This is a genomic window from Ensifer sp. Root31 (genome assembly GCF_001424825.1).
Classification (GTDB): Bacteria; Pseudomonadota; Alphaproteobacteria; order Rhizobiales; family Rhizobiaceae; genus Ensifer; species Ensifer canadensis.
The window spans coordinates 383,050-399,189 of the sequence record NZ_LMCO01000001.1 but is presented as its reverse complement, the minus strand read 5'-3'; the positions used below and the strand labels follow the sequence as shown (position 1 = coordinate 399,189).

At 61.7% G+C, this 16,140-nt stretch carries 21 protein-coding genes; 11 read left to right on the top strand and 10 right to left on the bottom strand.

Annotated elements, in window-relative coordinates; all coding sequences use genetic code 11:
* The first annotated feature begins 73 nt into the window (after positions 1-73).
* From infC to pheT, 7 genes are all read left to right on the top strand, one after another.
* On the top strand, positions 74-610 hold the full coding sequence (gene infC / locus ASD00_RS01955) for a translation initiation factor IF-3 (RefSeq protein ID WP_038576631.1): 537 nt from the start codon (positions 74-76) through the stop codon (positions 608-610).
* A 65-nt stretch (positions 611-675) separates the two neighbouring features.
* Positions 676-825, top strand: a complete 150-nt coding sequence (locus ASD00_RS01950) for a hypothetical protein (protein WP_156407901.1) — start codon at positions 676-678, stop codon at positions 823-825.
* Positions 826-997: 172 nt separating this feature from the next.
* Positions 998-1,201: a 50S ribosomal protein L35 gene (rpmI, locus tag ASD00_RS01945; protein WP_025425550.1), complete on the top strand. Its 204-nt coding sequence runs from the start codon at positions 998-1,000 to the stop codon at positions 1,199-1,201.
* A 39-nt stretch (positions 1,202-1,240) separates the two neighbouring features.
* On the top strand, positions 1,241-1,645 hold the full coding sequence (gene rplT, locus ASD00_RS01940; protein WP_025425551.1) for a 50S ribosomal protein L20: 405 nt from the start codon (positions 1,241-1,243) through the stop codon (positions 1,643-1,645).
* Positions 1,646-1,736: 91 nt separating this feature from the next.
* On the top strand, positions 1,737-2,138 hold the full coding sequence (locus ASD00_RS01935; RefSeq protein ID WP_025425552.1) for a hypothetical protein: 402 nt from the start codon (positions 1,737-1,739) through the stop codon (positions 2,136-2,138).
* A 51-nt stretch (positions 2,139-2,189) separates the two neighbouring features.
* A complete protein-coding gene (gene pheS, locus ASD00_RS01930) occupies positions 2,190-3,272 on the top strand; it encodes a phenylalanine--tRNA ligase subunit alpha (RefSeq protein ID WP_057204340.1) in 1,083 nt (360 codons plus the stop codon).
* A 133-nt stretch (positions 3,273-3,405) separates the two neighbouring features.
* Positions 3,406-5,832, top strand: a complete 2,427-nt coding sequence (pheT, locus tag ASD00_RS01925; RefSeq protein ID WP_025425554.1) for a phenylalanine--tRNA ligase subunit beta — start codon at positions 3,406-3,408, stop codon at positions 5,830-5,832.
* A 60-nt stretch (positions 5,833-5,892) separates the two neighbouring features.
* Here the strand turns inward: pheT and ASD00_RS01920 are convergent, their stop codons facing one another.
* The 3 genes from ASD00_RS01920 to ASD00_RS01910 all read right to left on the bottom strand — a co-directional run bounded on the left by ASD00_RS01920 (position 5,893) and on the right by ASD00_RS01910 (position 7,751).
* Positions 5,893-6,249, bottom strand: a complete 357-nt coding sequence (locus tag ASD00_RS01920; RefSeq protein ID WP_234907898.1) for a VOC family protein — start codon at positions 6,247-6,249, stop codon at positions 5,893-5,895.
* Between the two features lie 41 nt (positions 6,250-6,290).
* Positions 6,291-6,650: a nuclear transport factor 2 family protein gene (locus tag ASD00_RS01915; RefSeq protein WP_025425556.1), complete on the bottom strand. Its 360-nt coding sequence runs from the start codon at positions 6,648-6,650 to the stop codon at positions 6,291-6,293.
* A gap of 105 nt (positions 6,651-6,755) precedes the next feature.
* Positions 6,756-7,751 carry an aldo/keto reductase gene (locus ASD00_RS01910; RefSeq protein ID WP_025425557.1) on the bottom strand — a complete coding sequence of 332 codons (996 nt, stop codon included), beginning with the start codon at positions 7,749-7,751 and terminating at the stop codon, positions 6,756-6,758.
* A 227-nt stretch (positions 7,752-7,978) separates the two neighbouring features.
* Here ASD00_RS01910 and ASD00_RS01905 point away from each other — a divergent pair, with 227 nt between their 5' ends.
* On the top strand, positions 7,979-8,869 hold the full coding sequence (locus ASD00_RS01905; protein ID WP_025425558.1) for a LysR family transcriptional regulator: 891 nt from the start codon (positions 7,979-7,981) through the stop codon (positions 8,867-8,869).
* Positions 8,870-8,877: 8 nt separating this feature from the next.
* The gene (locus tag ASD00_RS01900) at positions 8,878-9,600 is read left to right on the top strand and encodes a hypothetical protein (protein ID WP_025425559.1); all 723 of its coding nucleotides are present in this window, start codon (positions 8,878-8,880) and stop codon (positions 9,598-9,600) included.
* Here ASD00_RS01900 and ASD00_RS01895 read toward each other — a convergent pair.
* Together ASD00_RS01895 and ASD00_RS01890 are read right to left on the bottom strand one after the other, a co-directional pair.
* Entirely contained in the window at positions 9,552-10,025 is a 474-nt protein-coding gene (locus ASD00_RS01895; RefSeq protein WP_025425560.1) for a GNAT family N-acetyltransferase, read from the bottom strand. The two genes, ASD00_RS01900 and ASD00_RS01895, sit on opposite strands and share 49 nt — an antisense overlap.
* Positions 10,026-10,044: 19 nt before the next feature.
* Positions 10,045-10,995, bottom strand: a complete 951-nt coding sequence (locus ASD00_RS01890; RefSeq protein WP_025425561.1) for an aldo/keto reductase — start codon at positions 10,993-10,995, stop codon at positions 10,045-10,047.
* Between the two features lie 277 nt (positions 10,996-11,272).
* Here ASD00_RS01890 and ASD00_RS01885 point away from each other — a divergent pair, with 277 nt between their 5' ends.
* Complete coding sequence (locus ASD00_RS01885) at positions 11,273-12,259, top strand: Gfo/Idh/MocA family oxidoreductase (RefSeq protein ID WP_025425562.1); 987 nt, start codon at positions 11,273-11,275, stop codon at positions 12,257-12,259.
* Positions 12,260-12,322: 63 nt separating this feature from the next.
* Here ASD00_RS01885 and ASD00_RS01880 read toward each other — a convergent pair whose 3' ends face one another.
* Positions 12,323-12,730: a hypothetical protein gene (locus ASD00_RS01880; protein WP_025425563.1), complete on the bottom strand. Its 408-nt coding sequence runs from the start codon at positions 12,728-12,730 to the stop codon at positions 12,323-12,325.
* Positions 12,731-12,858: 128 nt separating this feature from the next.
* Here ASD00_RS01880 and ASD00_RS01875 point away from each other — a divergent pair, with 128 nt between their 5' ends.
* Positions 12,859-13,638 carry a helix-turn-helix transcriptional regulator gene (locus ASD00_RS01875; protein ID WP_025425564.1) on the top strand — a complete coding sequence of 260 codons (780 nt, stop codon included), beginning with the start codon at positions 12,859-12,861 and terminating at the stop codon, positions 13,636-13,638.
* Positions 13,639-13,642: 4 nt separating this feature from the next.
* Here the strand turns inward: ASD00_RS01875 and ASD00_RS01870 are convergent, their stop codons facing one another.
* The 4 genes from ASD00_RS01870 to ASD00_RS01855 all read right to left on the bottom strand — a co-directional run bounded on the left by ASD00_RS01870 (position 13,643) and on the right by ASD00_RS01855 (position 16,083).
* A complete protein-coding gene (locus ASD00_RS01870; RefSeq protein ID WP_025425565.1) occupies positions 13,643-13,849 on the bottom strand; it encodes a hypothetical protein in 207 nt (68 codons plus the stop codon).
* Between the two features lie 25 nt (positions 13,850-13,874).
* The gene (locus ASD00_RS01865; RefSeq protein ID WP_057204334.1) at positions 13,875-14,237 is read right to left on the bottom strand and encodes a hypothetical protein; all 363 of its coding nucleotides are present in this window, start codon (positions 14,235-14,237) and stop codon (positions 13,875-13,877) included.
* Between the two features lie 108 nt (positions 14,238-14,345).
* The gene (locus tag ASD00_RS01860; protein WP_025425567.1) at positions 14,346-15,056 is read right to left on the bottom strand and encodes a class I SAM-dependent methyltransferase; all 711 of its coding nucleotides are present in this window, start codon (positions 15,054-15,056) and stop codon (positions 14,346-14,348) included.
* A 28-nt stretch (positions 15,057-15,084) separates the two neighbouring features.
* Positions 15,085-16,083: a glycosyltransferase gene (locus tag ASD00_RS01855; protein ID WP_038576640.1), complete on the bottom strand. Its 999-nt coding sequence runs from the start codon at positions 16,081-16,083 to the stop codon at positions 15,085-15,087.
* Positions 16,084-16,140: the final 57 nt, after the last annotated feature.

Genomic DNA, 16,140 nt, shown 5'->3' with positions numbered 1-16,140 from the left:
AGCATTTCGGCCAAGGCCGCGCCGACTAATAATTGAACCGCATTTTCGGAAACAGCTCGAGGAGAGTACGACCATTCGCAGACCGTTCAAAACGGACGCCCCCGTCAAGGAGGGACCGCGCTCAAACAAGGAAATCCGGGTGCCCCGGGTTCAGCTTATCGATGCCGAAGGCCAGAATATCGGTGCCATCCCGATCGACCAGGCGCTCCGCATGGCGGAAGAGGCCGGTCTTGATCTGGTAGAGATCGCACCGAACTCCGAGCCGCCGGTGTGCAAGATCCTCGATCTCGGCAAGCTGAAATACGCCAACCAGAAGAAGGCGGCCGAAGCGCGCAAGAAGCAGAAGATCGTCGAGATCAAAGAGATCAAGATGCGTCCCAACATCGACACGCATGATTATGAAGTGAAGATGCGGGCGATGAATCGCTTCTTCGAAGAGGGCGACAAGGTCAAGGTGACCCTGAAGTTCCGCGGTCGCGAAATGGCGCACCAGGAACTCGGCATGAAGCTCCTGCTTCAGGTCAAGGATGACACCCAGACGATCGCCAAGGTGGAGGCCGAGCCGAAGCTCGAAGGCCGCCAGATGATGATGGTCCTCGCTCCGCGTTGACCGAGGTGTCCGGGCGCAATGTCCGGAAACTGGATCAGGTAGGAAGCCGCCCGAAGGGCGGCTTTTTGCGTTTGAGGGTCCTTGCCATCAGCGCCGATATCGCCGATGCCTATGGCGCGAAGTTGATCCTCGGGCAGTCGCCGCTCGGCGGACTGGAGGCGGTGCTCGCCTTCGAAACGGCCGGCCGGCGCAAGCGTCGGCGCGATCCGGTTTGACGTTGTATGTCGCTTCTATGACGCTTCGTCGATTCCGCAGTTGCGCTTTCGGGGAGGTCCGGGTATAAGCGCCCGTCCGAACGGTCCGGCAGGGCATGCCGTGGCCGTTCTTAACGCTGGAAATGGACCTCGTCTGTCCGTTTCGAATTCTTAAGAAAAATGGAGTAGCAAAATGCCCAAGATGAAGACGAAATCGTCTGCCAAGAAGCGGTTCAAGATCACCGCTACCGGCAAGGTTCGTGCAGCAGCTGCTGGCAAGCGCCACGGCATGATCAAGCGTTCCAACAAGTTCATCCGCGACGCACGTGGAACCATGGTTCTCGCGGAGCCCGATGGCAAGAAGGTCATCAAGAACTACCTGCCCAACGGTCTCTAAGACTTTCAGGCATTTTGGACACGTTAAGGAGATCATGACATGGCACGTGTAAAACGCGGCGTAACCGCTCACGCCAAGCACAAGAAGACACTCAAGGCAGCCAAGGGCTTCTACGGCCGCCGCAAGAACACCATCCGCGCTGCAAAGGCTGCGGTTGATCGTTCGAAGCAGTTCGCTTACCGCGACCGCAAGGTCAACAAGCGCAACTTCCGCGCTCTCTGGATCCAGCGCATCAACGCTGCCGTCCGCGAATTCGGCCTGACCTACGGCCGCTTCATCGACGGCCTGAACAAGGCTGGCATCGAAGTCGACCGCAAGGTTCTGTCCGACATGGCTATCCATGAGCCGGCAGCATTCGGCGCCCTCGTCGAAGCTTCCAAGAAGGCACTTGCCTACCTCAAGGAAGCCGGTACGACCAACGAGTTTGAAAGCGCTGTTCGTTAAGCCAGCGTTTTCCCAAAACCGTTCTTGATTTTTGTTGGGAAACCCGCGCTGGCAGGGCTAGCGCGGGTTTTTCTTATTTGGCGGGACGAAAGTGTACGACGATCGAAAGGGGCCGCTTGCGGTTCGCGAGCTTGACGACGAGGACATGGCGGCTCTGCTGGCAGCACTTGCCGGCGGATCATCCCGTGTCGAACGACGCCAGCCTAGGGATCGTATGGTCTGGATCAAGCGTGACCGGCGCGTTGGCCCGCGTCTCGGACTGCTCTTCCTGCAGATCGCAAGCCGCGCGCTGAAGCCAGAAACGCCGGACCGGGCTTTTGCCGCCTGGAAGCTTGCGGCGCCAGCGGAAGCCGCCGTCGCTCCCTCAGAGATCAAACCGCTCTTTACGCGATTGTTGCCGCTGGCGCGCTTCTTCCTGCGCATCCAGAACGGTCATGACCCCGTGCGCCTCGTGGCGGCGACGGACTCACTGGCGACGCAATCACAATCCTGAAGACAACAACCGATATAGACCGAACCCATTCCCGCATCGAGGCAGGACAGAATGAGCGAACTGGAAACACTGGAACGGACACTGCTGGCGGACATCGATGCCGCCGGCGACGAAGGATCGATCGAGGCGGTGCGCGTCGGCGCGCTCGGCAAGAAGGGCTCGATCTCCGAGCTACTGAAGACGCTCGGCACGATGACGCCGGAAGAGCGCCAGACCCGTGGCGCCCAGATCAACGCGCTGAAGACCACGGTTGCAGAAGCGATCACCGCCCGCAAGTCGGCGTTGAAGGACCAGGCGATCGCCGAGCGTCTGGCCCGCGAAACCGTCGATATCAGCCTGCCGGTGCGCTCGTCCCCGGCCGAACGTGGCCGTATCCATCCGATCAGCCAGATCGTCGACGAGATCACCGCGATCTTCGGCGACATGGGTTTCTCGATCGCCGAAGGTCCTGACATCGAGACCGACTACTACAACTTCACGGCGCTGAACTTCCCGGAAGGCCACCCGGCCCGCGAGATGCACGACACCTTCTTCTTCAATGAAGATGACAAGGGCGAGCGCAAGGTGCTGCGCACGCATACCTCGCCGGTGCAGATACGCACGATGGAGGCGCAGGACCCGCCGATCCGCATCATCATCCCCGGCAAGACCTATCGCCAGGATTCCGACGCCACCCACTCGCCGATGTTCCATCAGGTCGAGGGCCTGGTCGTCGACAAGTCCGCGAACGTCGCCAACATGCGCTGGGTGCTGGAAGAATTCTGCAAGGCCTTCTTCGAGGTCGATCAGGTCACGATGCGTTTCCGCCCGTCGTTCTTCCCGTTCACCGAACCGTCCTTCGAGGTCGACATCCAGTGCGACCGCTCCGGCCCGATCGTCAAGTTCGGCGAGGGCACCGACTGGATGGAGATCCTCGGCTGCGGCATGGTCCACCCGAACGTGCTCAGATCCGGCGGGCTCGATCCGGACGAGTATCAGGGCTTTGCCTGGGGCATGGGTCTCGACCGCATCGCCATGCTGAAATACGGCATGCCGGACCTGCGTGACTTCTTCAACGCCGATGTCCGCTGGATGAACCATTACGGCTTCCGCCCGCTCGACATGCCGACATTGTTCGGCGGCCTCTCGGCCTGATCGCGCTGAAAATTGGAGCATTTCCAGGAAAAGTGCGAAGCGGTTTTCCGCCAGGAAATGTGTAAAAACAAAGGGATAGAGTGTTTCTGCAACCCGGTTTAAGCCGGAAACGCTCGAGGACACAGGTGAAATCATGAAATTCACGCTTTCCTGGCTCAAGGACCACCTTGATACCGACGCTTCGCTGGACGAGATCTGTGCGCGCTTGACGATGATCGGGCTTGAAGTCGAGGATGTCGACGACAAGGCCGCCTTCAAGCCGTTCGTCATCGCCAAGGTCGTTTCCGCCGAGCAGCATCCGAATGCCGACAAGCTTCGGGTCCTGATGGTCGATACCGGCACAGGCGCACCGGTTCAGGTCGTCTGCGGCGCGCCGAACGCCCGCGCCGGCCTCGTCGGCGCCTTCGCCGCATCGGGCACCTACGTGCCGGGCATCGACGTCACGCTCTCCGTCGGCAACATTCGCGGCGTCGAAAGCCACGGCATGATGTGTTCGGAAAAGGAACTCGAGATCTCCGACGACCACAACGGCATCATCGACCTGCCGGATGATGCGCCTGTTGGCACGAGCTATGCGGCCTATGCCAGCCTCGACGATCCGATGATCGAGATCAACCTGACGCCGAACCGCCCGGATTGCACCAGCGTTTACGGCATCGCCCGCGACCTCGCAGCCTCTGGCCTCGGTACGCTGAAGGCCCGCGCGGCACCCGCCTTTGCGGTCGAAGGCGAGACCCCGGTCAAGCTGACGATCGACCTTGGCGAAGATCGTCACCTTTGCCCAGGCTTCGGCCTGCGGCTCGTGCGCGGCGTCAAGAACGGCCCGTCGCCGAAATGGATGCAGCAGCGGCTGCTGTCGATCGGTCTTCGTCCGATTAACGCGCTGGTCGACATCACCAACTACATGACCTTCGACCAGGGCCGGCCGATGCACGTCTTCGACGCGGCCAAGGTTACGGGCAACCTGACTGTGCGCCGCGCCAAGGAAGGCGAAACCGTGCTTGCGCTCGACCAGCGCGAATACAAGCTCGGCCCGAACAACGTCGTCATATCAGACGAAAAGGCCATCGAGTCGATCGGCGGTATCATGGGCGGCGAACACTCCGGCTGCGATGAGAACACCACAGACGTGCTGATCGAATCGGCGCTCTGGGACCCGATGAACATCGCCAAGTCCGGCCGCACGCTCGGTATCATCACCGACGCGCGCTACCGCTTCGAGCGTGGTGTCGATCCGGAATACATGGTGCCCGGTCTCGAGCGCACCACCGAACTGGTCCTCGAGCTTTGCGGCGGCAAGCCGGCCAAGGCAGAAGTCGTCGGCTATGCCGGCTATAGCCCGAAGATCGTCGATTTCCCGATGTCCGAGGTCAAGCGCCTGACGGGGCTCGAGGTTTCCTCGGAAGAGAGCGTCACGATCCTGAAGAAGCTTGGCTTCGGCGTCCAGGGCTCGGGCGAGCGCGTCAACGTTTCGGTGCCGTCCTGGCGCCCGGATGTCGACGGCAAGGCCGATCTCGTCGAAGAGGTCATGCGCATCCACGGCGTCGACAACATTGTTGCAGCACCCTTGCCGAGCCATGGCACCGTCAATGGCAAGATCCTGACGACGCTGCAGATCCGCACCCGCCTTGCCAAGCGCGCGTTGGCGAGCCGCGGCATGCTGGAGGCCGTCACCTGGTCGTTCATTTCCGAAGACCAGGCGAAGCTCTTCGGCGGCGGTCAGCCGGCGCTGAAGCTTGCCAACCCGATCGCGGCCGATATGTCGGACATGCGCCCGTCGCTGTTGCCGGGTCTCCTGTCGGCGGCACAGCGCAATGCCGACAAGGGCTTTGGCGACGTTGCGCTCTTCGAAGTCTCCGGCACCTATGAAGGCGATGGCCCGGATCAGCAGCGCCGCGTTGCCGGTGGCGTACGCCGTGGCACCGCATCGCTCAACGGCGCCGGTCGTCTCTGGTCGAATGCTGCCAAGGGCGGCGGCAAGCCGGTCGACGTCTTCGACGCCAAGGCCGATGCGATCGCGGTCTTGGAAGCCTGCGGCGTGCCGATGGGCAATGTCCAGTTCGAAGCCGGCGGTCCCGCCTGGTATCATCCCGGCCGTTCCGGCACGATCAAGCTCGGTCCGAAGATCGTGCTTGGCTCCTTCGGTGAATTCCACCCGAAGACGCTTGAGGCGCTCGATGTCTCCGGTGCACTCTGCGGCTTCGAAATCTATGTCGACGCCATGCCGGAACCGAAGAAGAAGGCGACCCGCACCAAGCCGGCACTTGATCTTTCGCCGTTCCAGGCGGTCAAGCGCGACTTCGCCTTCGTCGTCGACAAGGGCGTCGAGGCAGGTGCCATCCTGCGTGCAGCCTCCGGCGCCGACCGCAAGCTGGTGACCGGCGTCAGCGTCTTCGACGTGTTCGAGGGAGCGTCCCTTGGCGAAGGCAAGAAGTCGATCGCCATCGAAGTGACGATCCAGCCGGTCGAGCGCACGCTGACCGACGAGGACTTCGAGGCTTTGACGGCCAAGATCGTCGCCAACGTCACCAAGACGACAGGCGGCGTGTTGCGCGCCTGAAGGCCGTTCGGTTTATAACCATGGCAAAGGCCGCTGCTTGCAGCGGCCTTTGCCATGCGGCTAACCAATGCGTTGCATCAGCTCGATCCGGTTGCCGAAGGGATCGCTGACGTAACACCTGGCATATCCGGCAAGTGGCGCGTCACGCGTGATCGACACGCCGGAGGCTTCGAGTCGCAAAGGGAGCAGGGCAAGGTCGTCGACAAGGAAGGCGGGATGAGCCTTGCGCGCAGGCGAGAAAGCCGGGTCGATACCGAGGTGAATTCTTGCCTCTCCTCGCTCGAACCAACAGCCACCACGTCCGGCAAGGTTCAATGGTTTCTGCACCTCGGTTAGGCCGAGCAGCCCTTCATAGAAACCCCGTGCTACATCCTCCATCCCGGCAGGCATGGCCAGCTGGACATGGTCGAGCGCCATGATTTGACCTATGGCCTCGAGGCTCCCGCTTGATCCCGCCATCAGGCGTGAAGGTGGTAGATCTTGTTGACGATCACCCAGCGCCCGTCGATCTTGACCAGCGACAGATAATCGGAAAAGCGTTCGCCGGCGAAGCTGTCGATCACCTTCACCGTTGCCGCATCGCCGGTAATGTCGGTCATCTCCACATCCATCTCCGGCTGGCTCCCGGGCGGCGCGGCCCCCTGGTCCAGAACCGCCTTGATGAAGCCGTCGCGCGTCATCCATTCGAGCGCGCCTCTGTAGTTGCCGATGATCGCCGCGTCTGGGTGAAACGCCTTGCGCAACGCACCTTCGTTGGCAAAGGCCATGCCGTCCACATAGAGATGCACCACCGCGCTGATCGCCTGCTCGTCGGACATTCCCGATCCTCCGAAATTGTTGGTCACGACAGGAAAGGTAGTGCATCCGGCTGAAAATTCGATGGGTGAATGCCCCGCCTCGGCAAGGAGGCGGGGCATGCGCGTTCAACGATTGGTGAGCGCCAGCGATGCTTCCGTATAGCGCTTGCCAGCAACGAGCGCCGGCGACAGCGCATCGCCGAGCCGGGCAAGTTCGTCAGCGCTCAGCACGATATCGGCCGCGGCCGCATTCTGCTCCAGGTGGTGGAGCTTGCGCGCGCCGGGGATGGGCACGATGAAGTCGCCCTGATTGATCACCCAGGCGAGCGCCAGCTGGGCGGCGGTTACGCCTTTTTCGCGCGCGAGCGCTTCCAGCGTTTCGACAAGGGCGGCGTTGGCGCCGAGGTTTTCCGCCTGGAAGCGCGGCAACGAGCGACGGAAATCGTCCGCTGCAAGATCGTCAGCCTTGCGGATCGTGCCCGTCAGCATGCCGCGCCCAAGCGGGCTATAGGGCACGAAGCCGATGCCGAGGTCGCGGCAGGTCGCCAGCACGTCCTCTTCCGGGTCTCGCGACCAAAGCGAATATTCGCTCTGGACCGCCGCGATCGGATGCACCTTGTGGGCACGTCGGATCGTTTCGGAACTTGCCTCGGAAAGCCCGAGCGTGCGCACCTTGCCCTGGCGCACCAGATCGGCCATGGCGCCGACGGTTTCCTCGATCGGAACCCCGGGATCGACGCGGTGCTGGTAGTAGAGGTCGATCACATCGATCCCAAGCCTCTTCAGCGAGGCGTCAGCCACGGCCCTTGCGTTTTCCGGTCGACCGTCGATGCCTTTGATCGCCTCGGCCGCTGGTTTGCCGGGCTCTATGCGGAAGCCGAATTTAGTCGCGATCGTGACCTTGTCGCGTAGCGGCTTCAACGCCCGGCCGACAAGCTTTTCATTCTCGTAAGGGCCATAGACTTCGGCCGTGTCGAAGAAGGTGACGCCGAGGTCGACGGCGCGCTGCAGCGTGCGGATCGATTCCGCCTCGTCGGCGCCGCCATAGGCAAAGCTCATGCCCATGCAGCCAAGACCAATGGCGGAGACGGTCAGTTCATTCCCGAGTTTGCGGGTCTTCATGTCATGTCCTTTCGGGGTAGGGGCGACCATGCAGGCGCGCCAAGGTGGCCCGCGAACGCATCGAAACGCCCGGTATTCGTCGGCGCTTGGCCAGTCGGCTCCAAGCGGCGTCCTGCATGCCGCTCTTCCCGGTGCCGTCTGGCTACGACGATGATCAAAGGATAGGGCCGCAGCATGCGGTTGAAAATCTCTGTCAACTCTCACGGGCTGTTCTATTATTTAGATCAATGAACAGGACCCAGCTTTCCCAACTCGCCGTCCTTGCCGCGGTTGCCGCCCATGGCAGCTTCCGTGGTGCCGCCCGCGAGCTTGCCATCGCACCATCGGCCGTCAGCCACGCGGTCGGCAGCCTTGAAGCGAGCCTTGGTGTGCGGCTTTTATCGCGCACCACCCGCAGCGTCGCGCCGACCGAGGAGGGGCGGCGCCTCCTTGAACGACTGGCACCGGCGCTCGACGAGATCGCCCACGCGCTGGAGGCTGCCACGGACACGCGCGACCGTCCGGCCGGCAATCTGCGCATCACGGCGCCGCGATTTGCCGCCGATCTTATCCTGGCGCCCCGGCTTGGTGCCTTTCTCAACCGCTACCCGGAGATCGTGCTGGAAATCGCCAACGAGGATGGTTTCACCGACATCGTCGAACAAGGCTACGACGCCGGCATCCGACTCGGCGAAAGCCTCGAAGCCGATATGATCGCCGTCAAGGTCGGGCCGGAGCTGGAAAGTGCGGTTGTTGCATCGCCCGATTATTTCGAGCGTTTCGGCCGCCCCTTTCATCCGAGCGATCTCGCCGGCCACCGCTGCATCCGGCGACGCTTTTCCAATGGCACGCTCTATCGCTGGGAGTTCGAGAGGCACGGCGAGGAATTGACGGTTTCCGTCGAGGGGCCGTTAATCCTTGGGGAAGACCGGCCGATTATCAAGGCGGCGATGGGTGGAGCAGGGCTTGCCTATCTCTTCCTCTCGCGGGTGGAAACGCCAATCGCCGAAGGGCGGTTGATCCGCGTGCTCGAGGATTGGTGCGCGCCCTATGCCGGCCCGTTTCTCTACTATCCGAGCCGGCGCCAGATGCGCCCGGCCCTTCGCGCCTTCATCGATTTCTTCAAGCATGCGAGCTAGGCCGGTTGATGGCCCTCATCAACGGCTATCGGCGTTTGCATCGGACTTGCAATCGCCGGTCGGCCGGGCAAAGTCGCGCTGACGCGGTGTGTCACGAGGGGAAGCGCAGTGAAGAAACCGCATTGGAAGATCTCGGGCGCGTGCGGCTGTCGAAAAACTTCTTCTTGCGCGAGTTCCTGCATTCGGAGATCGCCGATTTTCATCGTATCCCGAATATACCCGATGATCCCGAGCTGGCGATCGAGGCCGGGCGGCGGTTGTGCGAGGAGCTACTGGAACCGCTGGAAGCGACCTTCGGCCGTTTGACCATTCGCTCCGGATACCGAAACCGCGCGGTCAACGGTTTTGGCAATGCCCGCGGTCTCAACTGCTCGAGCAATGCGGCGTCGGCGGCCGATCACATCTGGGACATGCGCGATGCGGACGGCTGCATCGGCGCATCCGCCTGCATCGTCATTCCCTGGGTCTGGGACCGTCGCCACGAGCTCGGCGGCTGGCAGTCGATCGCCTGGTGGATCCACGACCATCTGCCCTATTCATCGCTCTGTTTCTTTCCGAAACTCTGGGCGTTCAATATCCAATGGCACGAGCGGCCGGCGCGCCGGATCCGAAGCTTCGCCGAGCCGCGCGGGATGCTGACCAAGCCCGGCATGGCGAACCAGCACGGCAGCCATCATGCGTTCTACGCACTCTTGCCCGAGCCGGTGAACGTGCCGAAAGTCAACTTGTAGCGCACGTGGTCGTCGGTTGCCGAGTAGCGGTCGTAGAGACGGCGCGCCACGGCATTGTCGCGTTCGGTATACCAATAGAGCCGGTCCCAGTCCGACGCCTGGCAGAGCGCGATCAGGTCGTCGATCATGGCGCGGGCGACGCCTTGGCCGCGCGCTGATGGATCAACGTAGAGATCCTCGATGTAGCAGATGGGGTGTCGGAAGAAGGTCGCGAGCTGTTCCTGGCAGATCACGAAACCGACCGGTTCGCCATCGAGGATCGCCAGCCGGGCAAAGAGCGGTGCAGCGGGATCGATGAGGCGGCTCCAGGTCAGACTGACGATGTCCTCCGCCAGCTCAATGCCGGAAAAGGCGACATAGCCGGCCCACAGGCGGCGCCAATGCGTTTCGTCGCTGGCGGTCGCCGCCCGTATGCTCAATGCCATCGTCCTTGCCTTGCTCCTGCTATTCGCTGACGTCGTTGAGCTGTCGAATTGCCTCGTCGCTCAAGGTCAGCTGGGTCGAACGGATGAGGCTCGTCAACTGGTCGAGATTGGTGGCGCTGGCGATGGGAGCGGTGATGCCCTTGCGGTTTCGCACCCAAGCGAGCGCAATCTCGGCCTGCGTTGCTCCGGTCTCTTCAGCGATTTCGTCGAGCACGCCGAGGATGCGCATGCCGCGGCCGTCGAGATATTTTTCGACGCCCGAGCCGCGCGCCGACCCTTCAAGGTCCTTGTGCGTGCGGTATTTGCCCGAGAGGAAGCCGCGCGCCAGGCCGAAATAACTGATGACGCCGATCTCTTCGCTGACGCAAAGATCGCGCAACGGCCCGTCGAAACTGTCGCGATCGTAGAGATTGTATTCCGGCTGCAGCACCGCATAGCGCGGCAGGCCGCCATTGGCGCTGACATCGAGCGCTTCGCGCAGCTGCAGCGAGTTCAGGTTCGAGGCGCCGACGGCGCGCACCTTGCCCTCAGACAAAAGCTGGTCATAGGCGGCAAGTGTTTCTTCGTAAGGCGTTTCGGGGTCTGGCCAGTGCGAGAGGTAAAGGTCGATATAATCAGTCTGCAGCCGCTTCAGTGAATCCTCGACCGCCTGCAGGACCCAGCGGCGTGACAGGCCCTTGCGGTCCGGCCCAAGCTCGGAACCGACCTTGGTAACGATCACAGCCTTGTCGCGGCTGTGGCCGGACTGTTTCAGCCATTTGCCGATGATCGTCTCGGATTCGCCGCCCTGGTTTCCTGGTGCCCAGGACGAGTAGACGTCAGCGGTGTCGATGGCATTAAGGCCGGCATCGAAGAAGGCGTCGAGCAGGGCGAAGGACGTCTTTTCGTCAGCTGTCCAGCCGAAGACATTGCCGCCGAAGACAAGCGGCGCGATTGAAAGGTTAGTGCGGCCAAGTCTGCGTTTTTCCATGGTTTCGCTCCATTGGACTGGATGAAAGCAAGTGCGCGATCGGGAGGATGCCGGCACGAACATAAGGCAAGCGAACAAAGCTTGTCACCTGCCGCCGGTCTTTTTTATCGGTCGTCGCCGCTTGATAGGTACGCACCTCGCCGCTACGGCGCCGCGCGTCATATGACGCGCTAAAGGCGCTGTAACGCTTTAAACTGCTGCATGATTTTCTCCTTAAATCGATTCCGGTTTAAGGAATCATGCAGTAGTCTCAGCCGCCAAATCAGGGAGCCCCGCTATGTTTCGTTTCGGAATTCTGTCCACGGCCAAGATCGGCCGCGATCTCGTCGTGCCCGCCATTCAGGACGCCGAGAACTGCGTCGTTTCGGCAGTCGCCAGCCGCGACCTCGCAAAGGCGCGCGCCATGGCCGACCGCTTTTCCGCGCCGCACGCCTTCGGATCCTATGAGGAGATGCTCGCCTCCGACACGATCGATGCGGTCTATATCCCGCTGCCGACCTCGCAGCACGTGGAGTGGACGATCAAGGCTGCCAATGCCGGCAAACATGTGCTCTGCGAAAAGCCGATTGCGCTGCGGGCATCCGAGATCGATGCATTGATCGCGGCGCGCGATCGCAACAAGGTGCTGATCGCCGAAGCCTTCATGGTCACCTACAGCCCCGTCTGGCGCAAGGCCCGCTCGCTGCTTGCCGAAGGGGCTATCGGCCGACTTCGACACGTGCAGGGTGCCTTCACCTATTTCAACCGCGACCCCGGCAACATGCGCAACATTCCGGCACTCGGTGGCGGCGGCCTGCCGGATATCGGCGTCTACCCGACGATCACCACGCGCTTCGTGACGGCCAAGGAGCCGGTGCGCGTGCAGGCAAGCACTGATCGCGACCCGGAATTCGGCACCGACATCTATTCGAGCGTGCGCGCCGACTTCGGTGATTTCGAACTGAGCTTCTATATCTCCACGCAGCTTGCCGCCCGCCAGGTCATGGTCTTCCACGGCGACAAGGGTTTCATCGAGGTGAAATCGCCGTTCAATGCCGACCGCTACGGGCGCGAGGAAGTGGAGCTCACCAACCAGAACCACGCCCAGTCGCAGCTCTTCCGCTTCCAGGATGCACGCCAGTACAAGCTGCAGGCGGAAGCGTTTGCGCGCGCTGCAAAGGGCGAAGCCGAGGAAGTGGTCACGCTCGAAAACTCGCGGCTCAACCAGAAGCTCATCGATGCGATCTACCGCGCCAGCGACAAGGACGGCTGGGAAAAGATCTGAGCCGGCTAATGAAAGAAAAAGCCCGCCGGCGCGAGCCGGCGGGCATTTCTCGTTGTTGTCGGATCAGGCCAGCGCCGCGCGCTCCCTGGCGAAGCCCTTCACCTTGAAGAACAGGAAGTCGCCGACGCCGATCAGGCCGACGATCAAGAACCCGACGCCGATGGGCGTCAGCGAGTTATAGGCGGTTGCAAGCAGTGCAAGGCTTGCGATCTGCCACAGGACGTCGCCGCCGATACTGACGCGGGCGGCAGCCGAAACCGGCCCACCGTTGCGGGCGGCCGAGAGATGGAAAATCCCCCAGGCCAGAAGCCCGACGCCAAGCAGCTTTATCATCAGCGGGGTGGCGACAGGGCTGATGAGAGCGGCGAGCGGGGCCGCACCGAGGATGAGGACCGCGCCGGTGAGGAGCGAAAATGCGCCATCGGCGAGGAAGGTCTTGTTGAGCAGGCTGCGGTTGGAAAGGTTCAACATTTTCGGCTCCATTCGTTTGTCGATATCCGGATGTTGCCGCCTCCCGGTCATGAAACCAATTACCTCGCAGGTAGTGGATTTTGCGCAGCGCCTGCGCCAATCTGCCGGCACAACGGAGATCGGCATCGATGGAATTCGGCAATCACCTGAAGGAATGGCGTGGGCACCGCCGCATGAGCCAGCTTGACCTGGCGGTGGCTGCCGGCATCTCGACGCGGCACCTTTCCTTCCTCGAAACCGGCCGATCGAAGCCATCGGAAGGCATGATCCTGCGTCTGGCCTCGGTGCTCGACATTCCTGCGCGCGACCAGGGCACGCTGTTTTCAGCCGCCGGATATCGTCCGCGCATGACGACGCGCCCTGCGTCGGGGCTCGATGCCATGCCCGCCGCCGTGGCCAATGCCATCCGGCTCATCCTTGCTCGCCACGATCCCTATCCGGGCCTGGTGCTCGATCATGAATACACGCTCCTGATCGTCAATCCGGCGCTGGCGGCGCTCGCCGTTTCGGCCGACGTGCCTTTCAATCCCGGCCAGAACTTTCTCGATGCTTTTCTCTCGTCGGAAAATGTCCGCGCCCTCGTCGTCAATTGGGAGGCTGCGGCCGCCGATCTGGTCCAGCGCGTTCGCACCGAAGCCTGGCTGCAGGGGCCGAGGAGTCGCCTTGGCAAGAGGCTGGAGAAACTGGCGGCCGATCCCGCCGTCAAGCGCGCGGTCGAAAACTATCCGGATACCGACCGGCTACCGGTTCTGCCTGTCGAGTTGCGCGTCGGGCCGGTTACGTTGAGCTTCATCACCACGCTGCAGACCTTCGGCTCGACCCAGGACGCCCTAGTGGAAGGTGTGCTGATCGAATCCTTCTTCCCGGCCAACGAGGAAACCAGAACCTTCTTCGAACGCAAGGGATGACGTGTCAGCCGTTATGCACGCCAGCGACGATGGCGCCGCACAGCGTCAGTGCAATGCCCATGTTGTAGCCGCCGATCGCTGCTGCAACCTGCACCCAGTCACCACCTGCACCCGCCAGGATGGAAAGCACGCCGGCAACGAACAGGCATGTCCGAGGCGAACGGAGGCCTGCGACAAGCATGCCGAGCATGACGGTGGCGATAATGATCATGAAACCCACATTGCTGGCATCGCCGTCAGGAGTTGATGATGATCATGCCGCCGATGATCAGCACCGCGCCACCGACATAGCGCAGCGTCAAGGCTTCGCCGAGGAAGACGGCGGCAAGCAGCGGCACGATGCAAAAGGTCAGGGCCATGAACGAGTAGGCGATGGTCAGCGGTACCGACCTGATGGTGAAGATCCAGATGATCGTGCCGAAGCCGTAGACGATCAGGGCCGTCAGCAGCGACGGACTGAAGATGAGCGCCAGCAGGCCCTGTGCGTCAGGGCTTCCCGTCTTGGCGCTCGTCAGCTTGAAAAGGATCTGGCCGGCCGAGATCAAAACCGGCGTGAAGAACAGTCCAAACCAAACGGCCGGGGCGAGATTGAGATTCATCGCAGGGCACCTCGCATCGGCTACAGCGCCGCGCGTCTCATTAGACGCGCAAAGGTCGCTGTAGCACTTTGAATTGCTGCATGTTTTTATCCTTAAATCGAATAGGATTTAAGGAAACATGCAGTAGGCCTTGTCTTCGCAATAGAAAATATCGCGACCGATATCGATGCACGCGTGTTGCGCTGGGACAGGATGCATCGCCCGCAGGAAGGAGTGCGTATAGGGGAAGAAATTGAAATGCGGATTGAAGGTGTAGCGATATTCGCGTTCGCGCGGAACGACGATGATCAGCCGCTGCCGGGTGATACGGCGCAGTTCGGCAATCGCCTTGCGATAGTCGAGGATATGCTCGATGACGTGGGTGCAGACGACGGTATCGAATTCGCCATCCGCGAAGGGAAGCTCTTCGATCATCGCCGCGAAGTATTCCACGCCCTCGATTGTGGCCGCGTCATCGATGGCGAAGTCGACGCCGGTCAAGCGCCGCAGATCGGGGTTCGCGCCTCGGATGTGCTTCAGCAGCACGCCGGTGCCGCAACCGACATCGCAGACGGATTTGCCGCGTACTTCGGCCGCAATCTTGCGAACACAGGCTTCGGAATTGTCGGTTCCTTCGTGAACGCGTGGATGCTGCTTGTAGAGCTGCTCGTATTCTAAGGCCGTCAGGAAGGGGGCACGTTCGCGAAAACGGGCGAGGTGGCCGATATGCTCGCCCCAGGCGAGGCTCGCCATGCCCTTGAACAGGCGTGAGTCCCTGACGAACGGCGGCAATATGTCTTCGATGACAAAGCGTATGCGGTTGGTGGTTTCGCGGTTCATCGACAGGGGTTCCATATATCTCGTGAGCTTAGGCCGCGTCCGGTCCGCGCCGGTGGGCACGGAGCTGCGGGACCGCCGGCTTTTCGACGACAGCCTCTCGCGCTGCGCGCCGGCCGGTCGCCATGTAATGCAGCCGCAACTGCTCGGTGCGGGCCCGCGATACGGAGTCCAGGATCAGGCCGGCGGTGAACATCGTGATCGATATCAGCAGCAGCACCATCGAAAGCACCCAGGTCGGCATGCGGGGAACCAGCCCCGTGCCGAAATATTCGATCAGCACCGGCGTCATGAAAATCAGGCTCGTTGTCATGAAAGCGAGGCTGATCAGACCAAAGAAGGCGAAGGGTCGCGTTTCCTTCATCAGCATTGCGAACATCCAGAGGATCTTGGCGCCGTCGCGGTAAGTTGAGAGCTTGGAATGCGAGCCTTCGGGGCGTCTGCCATAATCCAGCTCCAGTTCGCTGACCGGCAGCTTCAACCGCGAGGCATGCACCGACATCTCGGTCTCGATCTCGAAGCCGGCGGATATCGCCGGAAAACTCTTCACGAACCGTCGCGAGAAGACGCGATAGCCGGAAAAGATGTCACTGAAATCCGTACCGAAGATCGACCGGTAGAGGTAGTTGAAGAGCTTGTTGCCGAGCGCGTGACCCTGCCTGCCTGCATCTTCGCGAATATTGCGCCGCGTCCCCACGACCATGTCCGACTGTTCGGTAATCAGCGTGCGGATCAGGTCCTCGGCGTCAGCCGGTGAGTAGGTGCCGTCGCCATCTGCCATCACGTAGATATCCGCGTCGATGTCGGCGAACATCCGCCGGACCACGTGTCCTTTGCCTTGCCGTCTTTCGCGAACGACGGTGGCGCCGGCGAGCATTGCCTGCAAGGCGGTTCCGTCCGTCGAGTTGTTGTCGAAGACGTGAATGCTGGCCGTCGGCAATGCGGCTCTGAAGTCGCGCACGACGCCGCCGATGGTCGAAGCTTCGTTGTAGCAGGGCAGAAGGACAGCAATGCTTAAGGGTTCAAACATCGGCGCAGCTCGATTTGAAAGTGTCAGCGCATGATAGGTGTCGCCGGTTAACAACAC

Coding starts and splice junctions, on each gene's coding strand:
- ASD00_RS01855 (WP_038576640.1), bottom strand. CDS start 16,083: ATGTTTGAACCCTTAAGCATTGCTGTCCTTCTGCCCTGCTACAACGAA.
- rplT (WP_025425551.1), top strand. CDS start 1,241: ATGGCACGTGTAAAACGCGGCGTAACCGCTCACGCCAAGCACAAGAAG.
- ASD00_RS01900 (WP_025425559.1), top strand. CDS start 8,878: ATGGCCCTCATCAACGGCTATCGGCGTTTGCATCGGACTTGCAATCGC.
- ASD00_RS01875 (WP_025425564.1), top strand. CDS start 12,859: ATGGAATTCGGCAATCACCTGAAGGAATGGCGTGGGCACCGCCGCATG.
- ASD00_RS01880 (WP_025425563.1), bottom strand. CDS start 12,730: ATGTTGAACCTTTCCAACCGCAGCCTGCTCAACAAGACCTTCCTCGCC.
- ASD00_RS01885 (WP_025425562.1), top strand. CDS start 11,273: ATGTTTCGTTTCGGAATTCTGTCCACGGCCAAGATCGGCCGCGATCTC.
- ASD00_RS01910 (WP_025425557.1), bottom strand. CDS start 7,751: ATGAAGACCCGCAAACTCGGGAATGAACTGACCGTCTCCGCCATTGGT.
- ASD00_RS01860 (WP_025425567.1), bottom strand. CDS start 15,056: ATGAACCGCGAAACCACCAACCGCATACGCTTTGTCATCGAAGACATA.
- ASD00_RS01920 (WP_234907898.1), bottom strand. CDS start 6,249: ATGGCGCTCGACCATGTCCAGCTGGCCATGCCTGCCGGGATGGAGGAT.
- ASD00_RS01915 (WP_025425556.1), bottom strand. CDS start 6,650: ATGTCCGACGAGCAGGCGATCAGCGCGGTGGTGCATCTCTATGTGGAC.
- pheS (WP_057204340.1), top strand. CDS start 2,190: ATGAGCGAACTGGAAACACTGGAACGGACACTGCTGGCGGACATCGAT.
- ASD00_RS01870 (WP_025425565.1), bottom strand. CDS start 13,849: ATGATCATTATCGCCACCGTCATGCTCGGCATGCTTGTCGCAGGCCTC.
- ASD00_RS01865 (WP_057204334.1), bottom strand. CDS start 14,237: ATGAATCTCAATCTCGCCCCGGCCGTTTGGTTTGGACTGTTCTTCACG.
- ASD00_RS01890 (WP_025425561.1), bottom strand. CDS start 10,995: ATGGAAAAACGCAGACTTGGCCGCACTAACCTTTCAATCGCGCCGCTT.
- ASD00_RS01895 (WP_025425560.1), bottom strand. CDS start 10,025: ATGGCATTGAGCATACGGGCGGCGACCGCCAGCGACGAAACGCATTGG.
- rpmI (WP_025425550.1), top strand. CDS start 998: ATGCCCAAGATGAAGACGAAATCGTCTGCCAAGAAGCGGTTCAAGATC.
- pheT (WP_025425554.1), top strand. CDS start 3,406: ATGAAATTCACGCTTTCCTGGCTCAAGGACCACCTTGATACCGACGCT.
- ASD00_RS01905 (WP_025425558.1), top strand. CDS start 7,979: ATGAACAGGACCCAGCTTTCCCAACTCGCCGTCCTTGCCGCGGTTGCC.